15 protein-coding genes are annotated in these 18,560 nt (G+C 35.8%); 9 read left to right on the top strand and 6 right to left on the bottom strand.

Annotated features, from left to right (window positions below; translation table 11 throughout):
- The first annotated feature begins 395 nt into the window (after nucleotides 1-395).
- From ACIQ38_RS18170 to ACIQ38_RS18180, 3 genes are all read left to right on the top strand, one after another.
- The gene (locus ACIQ38_RS18170) at nucleotides 396-2,414 is read left to right on the top strand and encodes a PAS domain S-box protein (protein ID WP_402826296.1); all 2,019 of its coding nucleotides are present in this window, start codon (nucleotides 396-398) and stop codon (nucleotides 2,412-2,414) included.
- 182 nt (nucleotides 2,415-2,596) lie between these two features.
- A complete protein-coding gene (locus ACIQ38_RS18175) occupies nucleotides 2,597-4,705 on the top strand; it encodes a flagellar assembly protein A (RefSeq protein WP_402826299.1) in 2,109 nt (702 codons plus the stop codon).
- A gap of 44 nt (nucleotides 4,706-4,749) precedes the next feature.
- Complete coding sequence (locus ACIQ38_RS18180; protein WP_402826302.1) at nucleotides 4,750-6,756, top strand: EAL domain-containing protein; 2,007 nt, start codon at nucleotides 4,750-4,752, stop codon at nucleotides 6,754-6,756.
- 75 nt (nucleotides 6,757-6,831) lie between these two features.
- Here ACIQ38_RS18180 and ACIQ38_RS18185 read toward each other — a convergent pair whose 3' ends face one another.
- The gene (locus ACIQ38_RS18185; RefSeq protein WP_402826305.1) at nucleotides 6,832-7,035 is read right to left on the bottom strand and encodes a twin-arginine translocase TatA/TatE family subunit; all 204 of its coding nucleotides are present in this window, start codon (nucleotides 7,033-7,035) and stop codon (nucleotides 6,832-6,834) included.
- A gap of 221 nt (nucleotides 7,036-7,256) precedes the next feature.
- Here ACIQ38_RS18185 and ACIQ38_RS18190 point away from each other — a divergent pair, with 221 nt between their 5' ends.
- Nucleotides 7,257-7,853, top strand: a complete 597-nt coding sequence (locus tag ACIQ38_RS18190; RefSeq protein WP_402826308.1) for a TetR/AcrR family transcriptional regulator — start codon at nucleotides 7,257-7,259, stop codon at nucleotides 7,851-7,853.
- A 43-nt stretch (nucleotides 7,854-7,896) separates the two neighbouring features.
- On the opposite strand, the gene ACIQ38_RS18195 is transcribed toward ACIQ38_RS18190, so the two are convergent.
- The 3 genes from ACIQ38_RS18195 to ACIQ38_RS18205 all read right to left on the bottom strand — a co-directional run bounded on the left by ACIQ38_RS18195 (nucleotide 7,897) and on the right by ACIQ38_RS18205 (nucleotide 10,667).
- Entirely contained in the window at nucleotides 7,897-8,100 is a 204-nt protein-coding gene (locus ACIQ38_RS18195; protein WP_093274514.1) for a twin-arginine translocase TatA/TatE family subunit, read from the bottom strand.
- Nucleotides 8,101-8,161: 61 nt separating this feature from the next.
- Nucleotides 8,162-9,886: a GMC family oxidoreductase gene (locus tag ACIQ38_RS18200; protein ID WP_402826312.1), complete on the bottom strand. Its 1,725-nt coding sequence runs from the start codon at nucleotides 9,884-9,886 to the stop codon at nucleotides 8,162-8,164.
- A gap of 31 nt (nucleotides 9,887-9,917) precedes the next feature.
- The gene (locus ACIQ38_RS18205; protein ID WP_402826315.1) at nucleotides 9,918-10,667 is read right to left on the bottom strand and encodes a gluconate 2-dehydrogenase subunit 3 family protein; all 750 of its coding nucleotides are present in this window, start codon (nucleotides 10,665-10,667) and stop codon (nucleotides 9,918-9,920) included.
- Between the two features lie 306 nt (nucleotides 10,668-10,973).
- On the opposite strand from ACIQ38_RS18205, the gene ACIQ38_RS18210 reads away from it, so the two are divergent.
- The 4 genes from ACIQ38_RS18210 (at nucleotide 10,974) to ACIQ38_RS18225 (ending at nucleotide 16,637) form a co-directional block, all read left to right on the top strand.
- Nucleotides 10,974-11,561, top strand: a complete 588-nt coding sequence (locus ACIQ38_RS18210) for a hypothetical protein (RefSeq protein ID WP_402826318.1) — start codon at nucleotides 10,974-10,976, stop codon at nucleotides 11,559-11,561.
- A 96-nt stretch (nucleotides 11,562-11,657) separates the two neighbouring features.
- A complete protein-coding gene (locus tag ACIQ38_RS18215) occupies nucleotides 11,658-12,722 on the top strand; it encodes a M24 family metallopeptidase (protein ID WP_402826321.1) in 1,065 nt (354 codons plus the stop codon).
- Nucleotides 12,723-13,587: 865 nt separating this feature from the next.
- On the top strand, nucleotides 13,588-15,183 hold the full coding sequence (locus tag ACIQ38_RS18220) for a catalase (protein WP_402826324.1): 1,596 nt from the start codon (nucleotides 13,588-13,590) through the stop codon (nucleotides 15,181-15,183).
- A 92-nt stretch (nucleotides 15,184-15,275) separates the two neighbouring features.
- Nucleotides 15,276-16,637 carry an FAD-containing oxidoreductase gene (locus ACIQ38_RS18225; RefSeq protein WP_402826327.1) on the top strand — a complete coding sequence of 454 codons (1,362 nt, stop codon included), beginning with the start codon at nucleotides 15,276-15,278 and terminating at the stop codon, nucleotides 16,635-16,637.
- A 235-nt stretch (nucleotides 16,638-16,872) separates the two neighbouring features.
- Here ACIQ38_RS18225 and ACIQ38_RS18230 read toward each other — a convergent pair whose 3' ends face one another.
- Together ACIQ38_RS18230 and phaQ are read right to left on the bottom strand one after the other, a co-directional pair.
- Entirely contained in the window at nucleotides 16,873-17,370 is a 498-nt protein-coding gene (locus ACIQ38_RS18230; protein ID WP_402826330.1) for a hypothetical protein, read from the bottom strand.
- Between the two features lie 77 nt (nucleotides 17,371-17,447).
- Nucleotides 17,448-17,858, bottom strand: a complete 411-nt coding sequence (phaQ, locus tag ACIQ38_RS18235; protein WP_402826333.1) for a poly-beta-hydroxybutyrate-responsive repressor — start codon at nucleotides 17,856-17,858, stop codon at nucleotides 17,448-17,450.
- Nucleotides 17,859-18,083: 225 nt separating this feature from the next.
- On the opposite strand from phaQ, the gene ACIQ38_RS18240 reads away from it, so the two are divergent.
- Nucleotides 18,084-18,545, top strand: a complete 462-nt coding sequence (locus tag ACIQ38_RS18240; protein WP_402826336.1) for a polyhydroxyalkanoate biosynthesis repressor PhaR — start codon at nucleotides 18,084-18,086, stop codon at nucleotides 18,543-18,545.
- Nucleotides 18,546-18,560 lie beyond the last annotated feature (15 nt).

An 18,560-nucleotide genomic window follows, 5' to 3' on the forward strand; every position in this document is an offset into this window, starting at 1 on the left:
AAAACATTAAGTTTAGAGACCTATAATTTGGGATATTAAGAGTGTAAAAAACTAAAGTTTTTTAAGAGAATTATTATTAATTCACAAGTGAGTAAATTTAAGTTGGACAATATTAGAATTTAATGATTAAATATTTCGGCAGGATTATAACATTTTTAATTTATATAGAGAAATGTAAATACTACTAAGAGTGCTATTTCCCACCCCAAATAATTTATCCTTGCTTATCGGAAGATAAATCATGCAGGAAATCCTCTTCATGTAAACTACAGCTAAAAAGATTTATATATTTACTTTAATTAAGGTAAAACCTTCCTTTATAAAAACAGAATAAATCTAAGTCGGATGACAAATAATTAAGAGTTATCGATTACCAAATTGGAAAGGGAAAAAATATGAAAAGATTGTTTAATAGTATTTCTATTGAAGTGTATCGATCTCTAATCAGTAATAACCCTGATGCTATTTTCTTATTAGATGTAGATGGCAAAGTATTGGATGTCAATAATGCTGTGGTAAATATATTTGGTTATTCGGTTGAAGAAATTTTCGGTATATATTATCCAAATTTATTACTTCCAAGTACAGACCATCATGTGGAATCATTAATTGATAAATCATGTAAAGGCGAATCTTTGTCCTATGAAGCAAGTGCATATCATAAAAACGGAAGCATTCTTTACTTACGGGTTAAAAATGTGCCTATGCTGGAAGAGGGAAAGATTATTGGCGTTATGGTTGTAGCAAAAGATGAAACCGAACTTTTTCAAACGAAATTGACATTACAAGCGACAACCGAGAAATTTACTTCAATCTTCAACTCTTCAGCGGAGGCTATAGACATTATAGATATTAATGGAAATGTCATGATGGTCAATCCTGCATTTGAAGAAATGTATGGATGGAATAAAAAAGAGCTTCTCGGAAAAGAGTTACCAACGATTCCTAAGAGTCGCTTGGATGCGGTAAAAGAAAGACGAGAAAAAGCAATACTAGGAGAATATACTCGTGGTTTGGAGGTGGATTGTCTAAAAAAAGACGGTACTTCTATCCATGTTAGCATAACCGTATCACCTCTCTTAAATGGAGAAGAAAAAGTGGTTGGATTTTTAGGTATTTCTCGGGACATCACAGAAAGAAAAAAAATGGAGTCCGATCTTAGAGATAGTAAAAATCGTTATAAAACCTTATTAAATATATCCCCAGAAGCTATTTGTGTTCATAGTCAAGGCGTGATTCGTTATATTAACGAAGCTGGGGCTAAGTTGTTTGGGTACTCTCATCCTAGTGAGTTGCTGGATCGCCACATTCTGGATTTTACCGATATTAACTCTTGGGAAACAGTCAGTGAGAGTATTCGAATGTCTAAAGAGAATAAATACTTCTCCAAAAAAACGTTAGAACAGACAATGTTGAGGTCAGATCGCTCAAAAGTAGAAGTAGAAGCGACAATTCTAGGAATAGAATATGAAGATGAACCAGCAATACAAGTAATATACAGAGATATCACGGAAAGAAAAGTATTATTAGACTCTTTGATCCGCAGTGAAGAAAAATACAGATTAATAGCAGAGAATATGACCGATTTAGTTGCAATCATCGACGAAAGCGGCATGTTAAAGTATATATCCCCTTCTTTTCAACCTGTTTTAGGATTTCCATTGGAAGAGTTGCAAGGTAAAAAAGCACGTGATCAAATACATCTGAAAGACTATGACCAAATTATTCCTTATTTTAACAAACCAAAAAATACAATAGATTCGGTAAAAGTGGAGTTTAGGATAAAGCATACAACAAAAGGGTGGCTATGGGTCGAAGCGAAAGCTACCTATTTTATAGACGAAGAACATGGCAAACCCTTCCTACTTGTTGTTTCCCGTGATATTGAAGAAAGAAGAAGATTACAAGAAGAACTAAAATTCATGGCATTCTATGATAGTTTAACAGGTTTACCAAACCGTAGATTATTCGGACAAAAAATGCAGCAAGCTATTAAAAAAGCAGAAAGAAATAATGAGCAATTTGCATTATTGTACATGGACATAGATAAATTTAAAAATGTGAATGACAATCTTGGACATTCAATTGGTGATAAATTACTAAAGTTGTTTGGGGAGAGAGTGAGTGCCTGCTTACGGAATAGAGACATAATTGCTCGACGAGGAGGAGATGAATTTACTGCCCTATTACTCGATATTAAGGAGGAGAAAGACGCTCTAATTATTGCCAAAAGAGTATTGGCAAGTCTACAACAAGAATGGACAATTGACGGGTATGCCTTTAAAACGACTTCCAGTATAGGTATCTCCCTTTATCCCCGTGACGGAACAAATATGGAAACATTGATGGCGCATGCAGATAAAGCTTTATACGATGCGAAAGAAAATGGCCGAAATAATATTAAGTTTTTTTAATTTTTAGAATTATAAATATTTTCGGGTGAAAAATCATGAAAAATGTCGATATTAAAAGAACAATGTGCTAATCTGTAATTAAATAGTCTTTAGACTCACTTGTGAATTTATTGAATAGGTATATTGTTATTGTTCGGTCATTTTAATTCTAAATAGACTTAAGGGGAAGGGGGTTTATAAATATGGTACAAAATTCTATTACTATAAAAGCAGAAACAATTGAAGAAGCTGTACAAACGGCTCTTAATATTTTGCAATGTAGTACCGATGATATTAATGTTCAAGTCGTACAACCACCTTCAAGAAGCTTATTTGGTTTAAGAAAACGTTTAGCTGAAGTTAGTATAACAAAAGTAAATTCTTCTGCTGTCTTAATAGAAACAACAAGTGGGCAAGAAAAGTCAGCTATTGCTTTCCAGAACAGGGAATTAGATAAACTAATTGAGGAAGTTATGGATGATGATATTCCGAACTTGGAGCAAGAGAAAGTTATTACACAAATCCTTCTGAAAAAAGAGTTAATAGATAGTAGTGAGAATACTTTTGGTGCCTGGATACAAAATAATAAGGTGTATATACAAGAAAATGATCAAAGATTACCGATCATCGAAGCAGATGAAAAAGTAAAAGTTTTAGTAAATGGTGAAAGATTAATAAAACCTACACTTGTTACTAGTAATGATAAAGTGCAAGTTATGTTAGAGAATGAAGTAGTTCCCTGTAATTTTTGGATTGAAATAAAAGATAATAACATGATGGCTACTCTTACTCTCAAGCTCGGAAAGAATATCGTTCGGGAGCTAGAAAATACAGCTCCACAAGAACATCTAGTTATTCAGGCAAAGGAAATAGAATCTTCCTTCATAGATATAAAACTAGATGACATATTACAGAGACTGAAATCGCTCAATATTGACAAAGGTATAATATATCCAGCTATTCAAGATATGCTAAAGGATGGTACAGGGGAAGCAATTATAGCTAAAGGTATATCTCCGATAGAAGGGTTGGACGGAGATATCGAAGTTTTAATAGAAGGCTGGAATGACAATAGCCAACAAGAAGTGAATTTACATCATTTGGAGAAAGTTGACTATAGAAAAGGACAATCTATTTTAGCTGTTGAAATGGGACAAATTATTGCGAAAAAGATACTAGCTATTCCAGGAAAACATGGGACAGACTTATTTGGCGGTATAGTTCCGCCAAAACCAGTATATGAAGTAGTTTTAAAGTTAGGTAAAAATGTCGAAGAAAAAGATAGTCATATAATTTCCCTTTCGTCAGGCAGACCTTCTATTGAATCTAGGGGAAAATTAGTGAAAATCGATGTGATTAAAGAATATGTTCACACAGGAGATGTTAGCTTAGAAAGCGGAAACATCCGCTTCCAAGGAGATGTGCGTGTAAATGGTAATGTACTAGACTCTATGTTTGTGGAAGCAGAAGGAAGAGTTTGTATAAATGGTACGGTCAATAGAGCGATTGTACAAGCAAGTAATTCTGTGAGAGTAGAACAAAATGTATTCTCTTCTGAATTATCCGCTGGGAAAGTAAATCACGTAATAGCTTCGCTTATTCAAATCTTGTCTGAACTATTGACATACTTAGACCATATTCTTGGGGCAATTAATCAAATACTAATGATTCGTCGTCAAAAAAATCCTAAAGAGGAATTTATGAAAATTTCCTATTTAATCCGTTTATTGTTAGAAAAAAAATATGGTGATTTTCGAGACTTAGTAACGAAGTTTTGCGACATAATAGAGCAAAATGAACAGCAATTAGATGTAGAGTGGAAGTCGTTATCTTTAAAACTGAAAGAATATTTTATAAACGTAGCGAGAGATCAAAATATTCAATTGCAAGCTTTGGAGTCGCTTATAGCAAATGTAAGAGAAATGTATGAGATATACTATTTGCCTCCGGAACCTAAAGTGACAATAGAAATACCGTATGGAATAAATTCTATTTTATATTCAAGTGGCAATATTTTTGTATTTGACCAAGGGGTATATCATTGTTCAGTGCATGCAGACCATAATGTGACTATTAAAGGCGTATGTAGAGGTGGAATGATTTCAGCAGGTAATAACATTGTTCTTAATGAGGTGGGGTCTGAAAATGGAGGCAAAACAACTATTTCAGTCCCGCTGAATGGAAAAATATTTATTGATTATGCCCATGCTGAAACTGTAATTGAAATAGGTAGACGTATACATGTTTTTAGGCAAGGTGCAGCAAATATTGCTGCTTTTTTGGATACAGAAGGAAATCTACAATTAAAATAGTTCGCATTCATAGAGTAGTGCAAAAAAGAAATGAGGTGAGAAGAATGTATAAGAAAATAATTGATTCTTTGCAGGACTCTATAGCAGTTATAAATGTGGACGGCGACATTATTGTTACAAACAAGTCATGGCAAGATTTTTGCAAGGAGACTAAAGGGTGTCTTAAAGACGCAGGAAATGCTGGTATAAACTACTTGGATATTTTATCTAATTCAGATTATTTAGAAGAATATAATGGGATATTGGCAGTATTAAAAGGAGAAATTCCTGTCTTTCATACCACTTATCCATGTCTTTCTCGGAATTGGTATACGAAAATGGTAAGCCCTCTTACTGAGGAGGGGAAGATTACAGGTGCAACAATTACACGTAAAGATATAAGCGATTATGAAAGAGAACGAATAGAAATGTATGATGATCTAGAAAATATGACGGATGCATTTTTAACGATTGCTAATGACTGGACAATAACTTATATAAACAAAGAGGCGGAAAATCTATTATCTGCTTCTAAGGAAGAATTATTAGGTTTAGATATATGGGAAGTTTATCCCGATGCAATAGATTCCATATTTTATGCAAACTATTCCAAAACAATGAATGATCGTATCAAAACTCGTTTTGAAGCATATTATGATCCTTTAAAAACATGGTTTGAAATACATTCCTATCCGAAAGAAAACGGTGGGATTTCCATATACTTTAATAATATCAATGAAAAAAAGTTAAAAGAAGATAAACTTTGGAATACAGCTCATCATGATCATCTAACAGAAATGCCCAATCGTTTGCTATTATATAAAAAAGTAGATAAGAGAATAGCAGAACAGAAACCGTTTGTATTGTATTTTTTAGATTTAAACAATTTTAAACTTGTTAACGATGCATATGGTCATGAAACAGGAGATATTCTTTTATTAGAAATAGCTAATCGGTTAAAAAGAGATCTTCCGGAGAGGTTCTTTATTTCTCGATATGGAGGAGATGAGTTTGTCCTTTATACAGCATATATAGATGATTTTCAAGTTCAAAGTGACGCGTATCATATTCTATCTTCTATTGAAAAGCCGTTGAATAATCCGGCATTACCTCCTTTGAATATAACAGCGAGTATAGGAATTAGTTTGTTTCCTGAAAATGGGGATTCTGTAGACTCTTTAATAACAGCTGCAGATATTGCCATGTATGAGGCAAAAAAAGCAAAGGGTGATCAGTGGAAGAGATATGAAAAAGTAATGTCCAAGTCTTTAAATAGACGTCTACTAATTGAAAAAAGCTTGAAAGAAGCAGTTTTATCAAATGCATATTACACTGTTTTCCAGCCACAAATAGATATTTTAAAAAACGAAATTATAGGAATTGAAGTATTATCAAGATGGAAACATCCTGAGCTAGGATTTATCTCGCCAGATGAATTTATCTCTATCGCAGAGGAAACTGGTCAAATCCGAATGCTTACAGAGCATATAATAGACACTTCATTGTTAACATATAATAAATGGAAAAAAATTAGTGGATTCTCTGGTGGAATTTCTGTTAATGTCTCTTCTTCTTTATTAAACGAGCCATCGTTTGTTTCATTTCTTATGTATCAATTAGAGAAGCATTCGATTCCACGTGGTATATTAGAAATCGAGATTACAGAAAATGTACAAATTTTTTCCTCTTCTATTATCAACAACCACATGCACGATATACAACAAGCAGGTATTCGTATAGCGATGGATGATTTTGGAGTAGGATATTCAAACTTATCTTATATAAACAATTTACCTATTTCAAAAATAAAAATTGATAAATTTTTTACGAATTGTATTGGAAAAAATCCAAAAGGAGAGGCTATTCTCCAAGCAATTATTGTACTAGCGAATAATTTGAAGATGGAGGTCCTTGCTGAAGGCGTAGAGACTGAGGAACAAAGGGACTTTCTTAAAGCTAATAATTGTACGTTAGTGCAAGGTTTTTTCTATGATATGCCGTTAAATGAAGACCAATTTATTTATCGTTTACAGCAATTCGGAGTTAAATATCCTGTAAAGTATAAAGGATAGGGTGAACAGAATAGCTAATTCACACTAAAGGGCTATCCAAAAGTCAAAACTGACTGTGGATAGCCCCTTAATGTGTTATTTTTTCTTTTTAGTATTAATCTCATCGTCTTCTAATTTGAACTCATCTGTCACATCATCCATTATTTCTTTCGTGGAAGTTTTAAATTCTTTCAACGTTTGTCCGACAGCTCTACCTAATTGTGGGAGTTTTGATGGTCCGAAAATAATTAAAGCTAAAGCAAGCACGATAATTAAACCTGGTACACCGATATTTGGCAAGGTATTACCTCCTTTTAGCAGTAACTTTATTATTACCTTATTCGGAGCTTTTTAAACTTTTGGCTCTTCGAACTTCGCTTCCACTAAATGATTTCAATTACTGAATCATTCATAATGATTATAGGAAAAAGGGTGTTTTTATTATGCGAACTTCTAATGCCTATTTAACTAGAGATAGAATGGCCAGTGCTGTATAATTTACAACAGAAAGGGCGATAGGTATGAATCCAGGAAAACCTCATGATACAAATAGAAGTATTCGGAGAACAAAGCGAATATTTAAGTTACATTTTATTAGTTTAATCCGGGAAAAAGGATATAAAAATGTAACTGTTACAGATATAGTGGAACGTGCAGATTATAATAGAAGTACTTTTTATCTATATTTTAAAGATAAGGAAGATTTAACAGAAGAATTGGTAAGTGAGATTTTAGAAGAGCTACATTATTCATTTCATGTACCTTTTGAAGACATAGAAGATATAAAATATAATCGTATTCTGCCGTCATCCAACACTTTTTTCCAACATCTATATAACTATAAAAATTTTTATAGCCTTTTAACGATAGAAGATACAATACCAGGCTTACAACAAAGCTTTTTGGGAAAAATGAAAGAAATATTTGATGCTATCTCATATATAGACAATGAAAATGAAGAGATTCAAATCAAACATTTTAACACGTATAAAATGTATGGATCTTATGGGGTATTATTGGAATGGATCAAGGGTGGATATAGACAATCGCCAGATGAAATAGCGGAGAATCTTCTCGAAATATTCAAGACGAATACTAGTTCTTTTCGGTTTAAATAAAAGAACCAGCTATTAACTATAATTAGCTGGTTCTGCTTAGGAATTATTTCTTTTCAAGCTCGATTTCTTTCGCTTCTGATTTAACTTCCTCTTTTTCTTCATCGTTTATAATATCTCGTGTCGAGGTTTTAAATTCTTTCAATGTCTGTCCAACTGCTCTACCTAGTTGAGGAAGCTTTGATGGGCCAAAGATAACTAAAGCTATGATTAATACGAGGATTAATCCCGGTATCCCTATATTTGGCATGGTATTTCCTCCATTTCTTTTTAGAATCACTACAAATATAACATACTTCGTTAAAAAAGTGTTATTTTGCGTTGACTAGCGGACCGCCACCATTTTTCAAAAACTCGATCATTCCTTCAGCTGCGCGGTAAGTTAGTGCGGCAACTGTTGGTGTTGGATTAGTAGGTCCGAAGTGAGGGAACGCTGAAGCCCCACATACAAATAGATTGTCTACATCCCACATTTGTAAGTAGTTATTAACTGCAGAGTTTTCAGGGCTACTTCCCATAATTACACCACCAGCATCGTGTTGGAAAGCAAATCTTCCGCCAAACTGCTCTGCCATTGGAATGATATCAATAATATCGGCACCCATTTCTTTCGCTACTTCTGCACATTTTTCGACTAAAAATTCATTACGCTTATGATCCATTTCTGTATAATCGAAAGTTACACGAATTAATGGATCACCATAATCATCTTTGTAAGTTGGATCCAAATCTAAGTAATGATCTTTATGTGGCAAGATTGCTCTTTGCGAAACAATAGTCATATTACGGTGATAATAGTGTAAAGAGTTTTCTTTAAAGTCTTTCCCCCATGTAGGTGTACCAAAAGGAACTGGATTATTTGCAATTGGTTCGTTCCCCATAAGATGCATTTCAATTTGCCCGCCATGGATAAAATCAACATTACTATGGTCAAAATTATCCGCATTGAAGTCATTATACGCAGAACCAAGAGCTCCAGTCCCGATATAACTATTAAATTTCTTTTCTTCAAAGTAAGCAATTGCTCCAGTGATCGTATGATGATCTGTATAGTTTTTACCGATCATTCCTGTGCCAGTCTTTGGATTATACTGTTCGCCGATTCCAGATAATAATAGTAAACGAACATTATTAAACGTGTAACTAGTCAAGGCAACAACATCCGCAGGTTGCTCGAATTCTTCGCCTGTCCGGGTATCTTTATAAAGTACACCCGTCGCTTTGTCTCCATCGTACAAAACACGAGTTACGATAGAATTTGTGCGAAGTTCAAAGTTACCTGTTTTTTTAGCTGTTGGGATAACAGTTACGATTGGATCCGCTTTTGCCCCATATTCACAACCATAGTTTCCACAAAATGCACAGTATTGACAAGCGTTTAATGTTTCTCCATCTGGATTTGTATAAGCCTCTGATATAGTTCCAGTTGGTACAACAAATGGATGATAGCCAAGTTTTTCTGCTGCTTCATGGAACATTTTCATTTGTGGTAACTTTTTAAGTGGTGGAGTAGGATAATCGATGGAACGCGGTCCTGCTAGTGGGTCAACCTCTCCTGAAACTCCAGCCATTTGTTCGAACTTAGAATAATAGGGTTCAAGCTCATCATATGTAATACCCCAATCTTGGATTGTTACACCATCTGGAATCTTGCTTTCACCATACTTTTCGATTGTTTTACTACGAATTTCAAAATCATAAGGGAAGTAACGGTAAGTTTGCGCACCCCAGTGAGCACCGCCGCCACCCGTACCAGTCCCTAGAACAAGAGCAGCTTCATCACGAACTGGTTTCGCATCGTCTGCTAACGTATTTCGGAAAGTAATCGTATCTTTCGTTAATTTTTGCATTAATTCTTTGTGCGTATTGTATTTTAATTCATCATGACCATGTAAATAATCTTCAATCGTTCTTTCTACTCCGCGCTCTAAACCAACTACGTGATAGCCGGCTTTTGTTAGTTCGGCAGCGACGATACCGCCTGTCCAACCCATACCAGTTGTAACAACATCTACTTTCGGTAATTTTGTAACCATACTATATGTACCCCCTCAAGTTAATTGCTTATTAATGTTTATGTCCGCCTAAACTAACAGGCTCGATTAGAACAAATTCTTCTTCATCCAAGTAAGCGGTGTAAGACATTTGTGCGCCTGGGAACTCTTTCATTTTCCAACCGGCCATATTTTTATTGCCTCCGTACAATGGATCAGCGAAGCATCCTTGTAGTGTAAGTGTTCTTAGTAAGTTAAAGAATACAGTGGAATTTACTAATTCCATTTCTACTTCTCCTGCTTGGAAAGAAGTTAATATCGTAATTTTTTGTACTTCTGTTAAGTCTTTAAAAAGCGTGCCGTCATATTCTTTTTCACTGACTTCATTCAGCTTGCGAGAACCCTGTAATACGATATCAGCTTTGTTGAGTGGAGTATCTCCTGCAGTAAAAGGACCTTTCCTATAGTCATCTGCATTGCTTCCCCAAGGACTAGCTAGTTGCTTATCGATAAAATAAGGAACTCCTAATGCAATTGCACCAGGACCATTTTTGTCTTCTGGATAAATCATTTCCGTAGCAGCTGCCATTGCATCGAAATCTTTTTGACGTGCGAAAAACTGACGCGTCTCGCTATAATCGATGGCAACATGATTTGAATCGTGAGCAACTGTTGGAGTAGTAGTCTCTGATTTCCCGCCTAGTAAACTACCAATGGCACCACCTACTACTAGACCGCCAACCGTCAATCCAGAGTTTTTGATAAATGAGCGTCTAGAAGTACGTTTATCTAAGATAGGATTGTTCTTTTCTTGTTCTGACATTATGAAAACCTCCTAATATATAATTAATAAATAATCTATATGAACTATATCGCCATTGAAATTTTAACAGTCCTAAGGTATCGGAACAATCATTAAAACCAATCCTAATGCCCACTGACACAACACTTTTGATTCGTTTGTTGAGTAATTAGTGTATTTCTCCTCTATTTTTGCAACTTATTTTTATCTACGCCTCAAGCCCTACTAATTTTCCTCCTAGAGTCCGTTTAGAGAAAAACGTTATTAAGAGATGATTAGAACAGTAGATAAGGGGGCAAAATGCTTCATATGAACGAGGTGAGAAAGATGGAAAAAACTATTTATATCGTTTTGAGTAACACAGGTACACTGTTTTCCAAAGCGATAGGTATGTATACGAGAAAAGATATGAATCATGCTTCCATTGCTTTCGATGAAGAGCTGAATGAGATGTATAGTTTCGGACGGAAAAACAAGCATAATCCTTTTAATGGGGGGTTCATTAGAGAGGAACCTACAGAAGGACTTTTTACTAATGCAACTTGCGCCATCTATAAATGCCAAGTTTCCATAGAAGAATATAATCGAATGCGGTATAAAATTCGTCGCATGGAACAACAAAAAGAGTTATATAAATACAATTTGATCGGATTGTTTGGTGTAGCTATGAACATTAAAATAGAGCGGCCGTATGCATTTTTTTGTTCCCAATTTGTAGCAATGATCATGAACGAATGTGACACCACGAGACTTCCTATTGCTCCATGTTTTGCACAACCTCATCATTTCGAACAACTTAGAGCGACAAGCCTTCAGTATAGAGGAGATTTACAGACATATTTATATGAAAAAAGAGGATTAGAAAAACAAGTGCAAGAAAATGCTTGGGAAGGTTTAGCTTTTCAAATGCAATAAAATACCGTTAATTCCTACATGAAGCTTTCTATAGTAAATTCAATAATTTCGTATTATATTTAATTATAGGAAAATTACTATTGCGGGGGTTTAGGAATGGAAAAGCTAATGAAATTAAGACAATCGTTTGAGGAATTAGGAGTCGACGGTATTTTAGTAACAGATGGTATTAACCGAAGATACTTAACGGATTTTACGGGTAGTGCGGGAACAGTGCTAATCTCAAAGACAGAAGCCTATCTATTAGTAGATTTTCGTTATACTAGTCAAGCAATTGCCCAGACAAAAGATTTTACAGTAAAAGAAATAGATAGAGCAATAATCTTTGAGGAAATTACTAATCTTGCGGAAAGTTTAGGGATTAATAAGCTAGGTTTCGAGCAACAACATGTATCCTATCAGTACTATTCCGAATTCAGCAAATATGCCAAAGCTGATTTAGTACCACTTTCTGGAGTCGTGGAAAAGTTACGCATGTTTAAAAGCGAATCAGAAATTGCTATTCTTAAAAAAGCAGCGGAAATTTCAGATGCAGCATTTTCACATATTTTAACGGTTATTCGCCCAGGGATAACAGAAATCGAAATAGCAAACGAACTAGAATTCCATATGCGAAAACTAGGAGCAACTTCTTCTTCCTTTGATATGATTGTTGCTTCGGGCGTTCGCTCTGCATTACCGCACGGAGTAGCAAGTGAAAAAGTAGTAGAGCAAGGAGACATGATTACCCTTGATTTTGGAGCGTATTATAATGGCTATTGCTCTGATATGACAAGAACAATTGCCGTCGGTGAACCGGATTTTAAATTGAAAGAAATATATACGATTGTATCCGGCGCCCTTGAACATGCACTTGCTGGTATAAAAGCAGGCATGACAGGAAAAGAGGCGGATGCATTAACTCGCGATTATATTAGTGAAAAAGGATATGGCGAATATTATGGACACGGCATGGGTCATGGAATTGGTTTGTATATCCATGAAGATATTTTTATGAATCCAAAATGTGAGCAGCTCATTGAAGAAGGAATGGTTTTAACAGTAGAGCCGGGTATTTACATTCCAAATCTTGGTGGAGTTCGAATTGAAGATGATATTATTTTGAAAAAAGATGGCATCGAAATTATCACGAAATCCAATAAAGAACTAATCATATTGTAACGAGAAAAGCTTTCCGCTCCAATGTAGTGGGAGGCTTTTTATTATCCGCTTATAGGGATACTGCTACTTAACATGCTGAATAAGGCGTCGGCTATATTTCCGCAGGACGATTGACGAGCCACTACGACGCTAACGCTCTTGCAGGATTTCAAACCTTTGAGCAAAATTCCAAAGAATGGTTAAGGGCAATCAAACAGCCATTGAAGGCAACTAATTGAGGTTCGAAAGCAACTAAAATAAGTAGGAGAGCAACTAAATTGCCCGCGAAAGCAACTAATTACTTACAATAACAAGTTAACTTGGACTGAGACGACGATAATTTAGGCAATTATAGGAACAATATGCCTAAAAGCCCATTGAACTCGCATAGCCGGCATCTGCTCGACTAGTTTGTCAGTTCGCAGTGTATATTGTTTAGTTCAACGACTTAGTGTTAATTTCGAATCCTGATAAGTCAGTGTGTTTTCATTGATTTTCGCAGCAGGGAGGCAACTCCAGTAGAGGCCAACAGGATGTTGGTCACGAAGGCGTTGCCACACGATGTGGCGTTCCTAGCCTTTGCTCCTCTGTTTGAGTAAAATGAGACTTCACAACGGACGCGCGTAGGCGTGGCGGTGAAGGCTTATCACTCACCCAACGGAAAGCGTCCGTCCTGCAGCGGAAATCCCTGCGGCCTCTTTCTACAACTCACTACGACACACTATCCCAATTACGTATGTTATTCCATTTCTCTCTTTCATTTGCTAATTGGGGCTATATATAGAAGCTTTAGCGTTTTTTTATATACACTTTTTGTTTATTTAAGATTGTAACTGGACAGTATATAGAGGAAGTAGAATCTATATGATGTTTAGGAGGACAACAAGTGACAAAAGAACAGCCAGATTTTGAAACAAATATAGAGGATGAGGATACGTTAACGAATAGACAAGGCCATCCAATTACAAACAATCAAAATATGAGAACAGTTGGAAACCGTGGTCCTGCCACACTTGAAAACTATGATTTTATCGAGAAAATTAGTCACTTTGACAGAGAACGCGTGCCAGAACGTGTTGTACACGCTCGTGGTGCAGGAGCCCATGGTTACTTTGAGGCGTATGGAGCAGTTGGCGACGAAGCTGTTTCCAAATATACACGTGCAAAGTTATTCCAGGAAAAAGGGAAAAGAACTCCTGTTTTTGTTCGTTTTTCTTCTGTTATTCATGGCGGTCATTCACCAGAAACGTTGCGTGATCCGCGTGGATTTGCAGTAAAGTTTTATACGGAGGATGGTAACTGGGATTTGGTAGGGAACAATTTAAAGATTTTCTTCATCCGAGATGCTATAAAATTCCCAGATATGATCCATGCATTTAAGCCAGATCCAATTACGAATACTCAAGATTCTGAGCGATTTTTTGACTTTTGTGCGAGCTCACCAGAGACATTTCATATGGTTACATTCGTCTATTCACCATGGGGGATTCCGGCAAATTACCGAATGATGCAAGGTTCGGGAGTAAATACGTACAAATGGGTGAATAGCGAAGGCGAAGCAGTTCTTGTGAAATACCATTGGGAGCCAAAGCAAGGTATTCGAAATTTAACGCAAAAAGAGGCAGAAGAAATACAAGCCAAAAACTTTAACCATGCAACACAAGACTTATATGATGCTATTGAAAAAGGAGATTTTCCAGAATGGGAGCTTCTCGTGCAAATAATGAGTGATGATGAACACCCCGAACTAGATTTCGATCCTTTAGATGACACGAAACTATGGCCAGAGGATAAATTCCCTTGGATGGCCGTTGGTAAAATGGTATTAGATCGCAATCCAGAAGATTATTTCATGGAAGTGGAGCAAGCGGCGTTTGGGACGGGGGTACTTGTCGATGGACTCGATTTCTCGGACGATAAAATGCTCCAAGGACGAACATTTTCTTATTCGGATACACAACGTCATCGTGTAGGCGCAAATTATTTGCAGCTACCAATTAATGCTCCTAAAAAACGAGTTGCGACCAATCAAAGTGGAGGGCAAATGCAATATAAGCTGGACCGGGCACCTTTTCAAAATCCGCATATTAACTATGAGCCATCCATATTAGATGGTCTAAAAGAAGCAAAGCAAATGGGCAAAGAATATACCCCAATGATCAAAGGTAATTTAGTCCGACAATCGATCGATAGACAAAGTAATACAAAACAAGCAGGCGAAACATACCGGAATTTCGAACAATGGGAAAGAGATGAGCTTATTACCAATCTTATCAATGACCTTTCTAGTTGCGATAAACGGATTCAAGAAAAAATGATTGTGCTAGCAGAAGAGGCAGATGAAGACTATGGGCGTCAATTAAAAGAAGGTCTAGCACAAGTCAAGTCAGGTGGTTCTAGTCAAAAACCACTAGGAAATCGCGATGGTGATCAGGCACCTGAAGATGCAATCAAAAAAAGCAATGAAGCAGAACCATATTAATAGCCGAACCCCACTTTCTAAGCTTTTTGGAAGTGGGGTTTTAAGTTTATCTTCTTATTTAAAAGGAAATAGTGGAGGAAGGAGGTTTTTAGATGAAAAAGTTTGATGCAGTAATTATTGGTTTTGGTAAAGGCGGAAAAACACTTGCTTCGGAGTTTGCTAAAAACGGTAAGACAGTTGCAGTGATTGAAAAGTCTGCCAAGATGTACGGGGGAACATGTATTAATATTGCTTGTATCCCAACGAAATCACTTGTTCACTCAGCCGAAAAAAGAAAATACTTAACTACTTCCAAAGAGGAATCTTATACAAAAGCTATTCATCAAAAAGATGAGTTAACTGATTTTTTACGTAATAAAAACTTTCATATGCTAGATGACCAAGAGAAAATTACAGTCATTACAGGAGAAGCAACTTTTATTAGTAATGACAAAGTGAAAATAAAAACTGCGGAAGACCAGTTGGAAGTAACAGCGGACCATTTCTTTATTAATACTGGATCCACACCAATCATACCCCCAATTGAAGGTCTAAAAGATGCGGAATTCGTCTATAATTCAACGACTTTACAACAACGAAAAGAGCTTCCAGAAAAACTGATTATTATTGGTGGAGGCTATATTGGACTTGAATTTGCTTCGATGTATGCAAACTTTGGCTCTGAAGTTACCATAATTGACGGCAATGAACAATTCTTGCCAAAGGAAGATCGGGATATGGCGGACGAAGTGAAAAAAGTACTAGAAGAAAAAAATATAACAATCGAAGTAAATGCCAAGGCGGAATCGGTGAAAAATCAATCAGGTGGTGTAGTAGTCACATATAAAACAAATAATAGTATGAAAGAAGTGCATGGAAATGCGATCTTACTTGCAACAGGTAGAAAGCCGAATACAGAAGGCTTAGGTTTGGAAAATACTTCTGTAGAAGTGAATGATAAAGGAGCTGTGGTAGTAGATGACTTTTTAAGAACTACTGCGAATAATATTTGGGCAATAGGTGATGTAAATGGAGGTCCCCAGTTTACATATATTTCGCTAGATGATTTTCGCATTGTGAAAAACCAATTGTTCGGAGATGGTTCCTATACGAAAAAAGAGCGTAAGAACGTCCCATACTCTGTGTTCATCGATCCTGTATTATCCCATGTCGGATTAAATGAAAAAATGGCAAAGGAAAAAGGCTTGGAGTATCAAGTAGTTTCGATGCCAGCAGCAGGAATTCCGAGAGCACGTATAGTGGAGCAAACAGAAGGATACTTAAAAGCACTGGTTAATCCAAGAACAAAAGAAATTTTGGGATGCACGTTATTTTGTGCGGAATCCAGTGAAGTGATAAATGTAGTACGGGTGGCAATAGAAGCGAAATTGCCATACACATTTTTACGAGATACTATATTCACACACCCGACAATGAGTGAATCACTCAATGATTTGTTTTCTAAAGTCGATTAACTAGTATTTGTTGACACTCTTTTTCACTCCTTTAAAATGAAGAAGAAGTAAAGGAGAGTTCTTGAAATGAGTTTAGTTGCTTTTGGAGCTATTTCGCTTGCATTAATAGTTGGTGTGTTGTTACTGGCGCTTGCCATTTTTGTATTGTTGAAGCTAGCTAAAAAGTAAAAAAGAGAGAGGTATCACCTGAAGTGATGACCCCTCTTTTTTTCATTTAGTATAAGTTCAAAAATTATTATACTCCTGCAGATGCTAGTAAGTTTTTATGCGCACCTTTAAGTAGTTCAGTCAATTCTTCGATTTTATTTAATGTTTCTTCACGTTCTAATTTTTGTTGTTCAATTGCAGCTTTAACAGTTGACTCTAAGTGATTTTGTGATTGAACAAAGAGATCTAGAACCGCATAGCTTGGTTTCCATGATAATGCTTGTGCTTTATCGTTAATCTCTTGAACATTGTTCAGCCAACTAGACACTTGTTCTAATTGTGCGTTTCCACTAATACCTCTCACGCTTGTTTGAACTTTGTCTTGCCATTCTTGCGTCGCTTTTTTTGTTTCTACTTCCATAGCAGAAAGTGTAGCTACTGTAGAATCTAGAAGTTCTTTTTGATACGTAAATGCTTGTAATGATTTTTTTTGAACATCATCTTGCAAACTTTGTAACGTTTTAAAACCGTTTAACCATCCGTCCCACAACAAATCTACACCATTACCTAATTGTTCTCTAGCCATTTGTAATTCCTCCTTTAATTTAGCAAAACATGTTTATTATTTATAATGAATGCCAATTTTTGCATTACATCCTAGGTTCAGTCCTCATCTTCCTGCTTATCGGAGGAAGAGTGGAGTGGGGTGAAAAAAGGGTTGTATATGTTGAAAAATTGATTCAACATTTTTTGATACTGACTCAATGAACCAGCCCATAAATCCAAATATTGTTTACCTGCATCTGTAATCGAATAAATTCTTTTAGCCGGACCGCCTGATGTCGTATCCCATTCGGATGTTACCAATGCATCTTTTTCGAGCTGTCTAAGGAGACGGTAAAAGTTTCCTTGGTCAACGGACTCCATACCAAACTGTGAAATTTTCTCCATTAACTCATAACCATGCGTATTCCAATCACGTAAATGCAGCAACATGATTGGGATAAGGAAATTTTTCGGAGCACCAATATTGGTGGTCTTATTTTTTTTTGTTTCTTCTTTTTTTGATTCCATTATCAATCACCTACTTATTTAGTTGTTGCATATAAGTGTAATTTACACCTATATGATTTTTAAGTCAAGGGATTACTTTTTGAAAAAGTTTGACAAGGTTTGTCGAATGAAAAAGAATACAACAAAAATATATCGAATAGTCATAATTTTTACAATTTTATTACACACCACCGTGCTAAAGTGTGTTAAAGTTATGTGGAAATTAAGAAGAGGAGATGATTTCCATTGACCCAGACAACTTCATTCGATGCTTTTACAATGTGGAAAAATGTGTATGAGAAAACGGAAAGTACATGGCGAGATGCTATCCAAGATACGCTTGGAAAAGAGTCTTTTGCAGAAAGTTTAGGACAAATTCAAAGTCAGTATTTACAGTATCAAGGAATTGTAAATAAAATGACCGAGTCCTATTTAAAACAAGTTAATTTGCCTTCTAGGGATGAAATTGCAAATGTCGCATCCCTTATCATAAACGTAGAATCGAAAGTGGATGATCTGGAAGATCAAATGGATGCGCATAAAGCAGATACTTCACGAGAAATTGATCAATTAAAAAAAGCTGTAACTAATTTAGATAAAAAATTGGATCGAGTGCTTGAGCTACTAGATAAATCACTAGAATCGCAGAATACCCCTAAAGTAACGGCTGGACCAGTAACACCAGCAGCTACAACTACTAAGAAATAATTTTCTACTACCTAC

Source organism: Psychrobacillus sp. NPDC096389 (genome assembly GCF_044762855.1).
GTDB lineage: Bacteria > Bacillota > Bacilli > Bacillales_A > Planococcaceae > Psychrobacillus.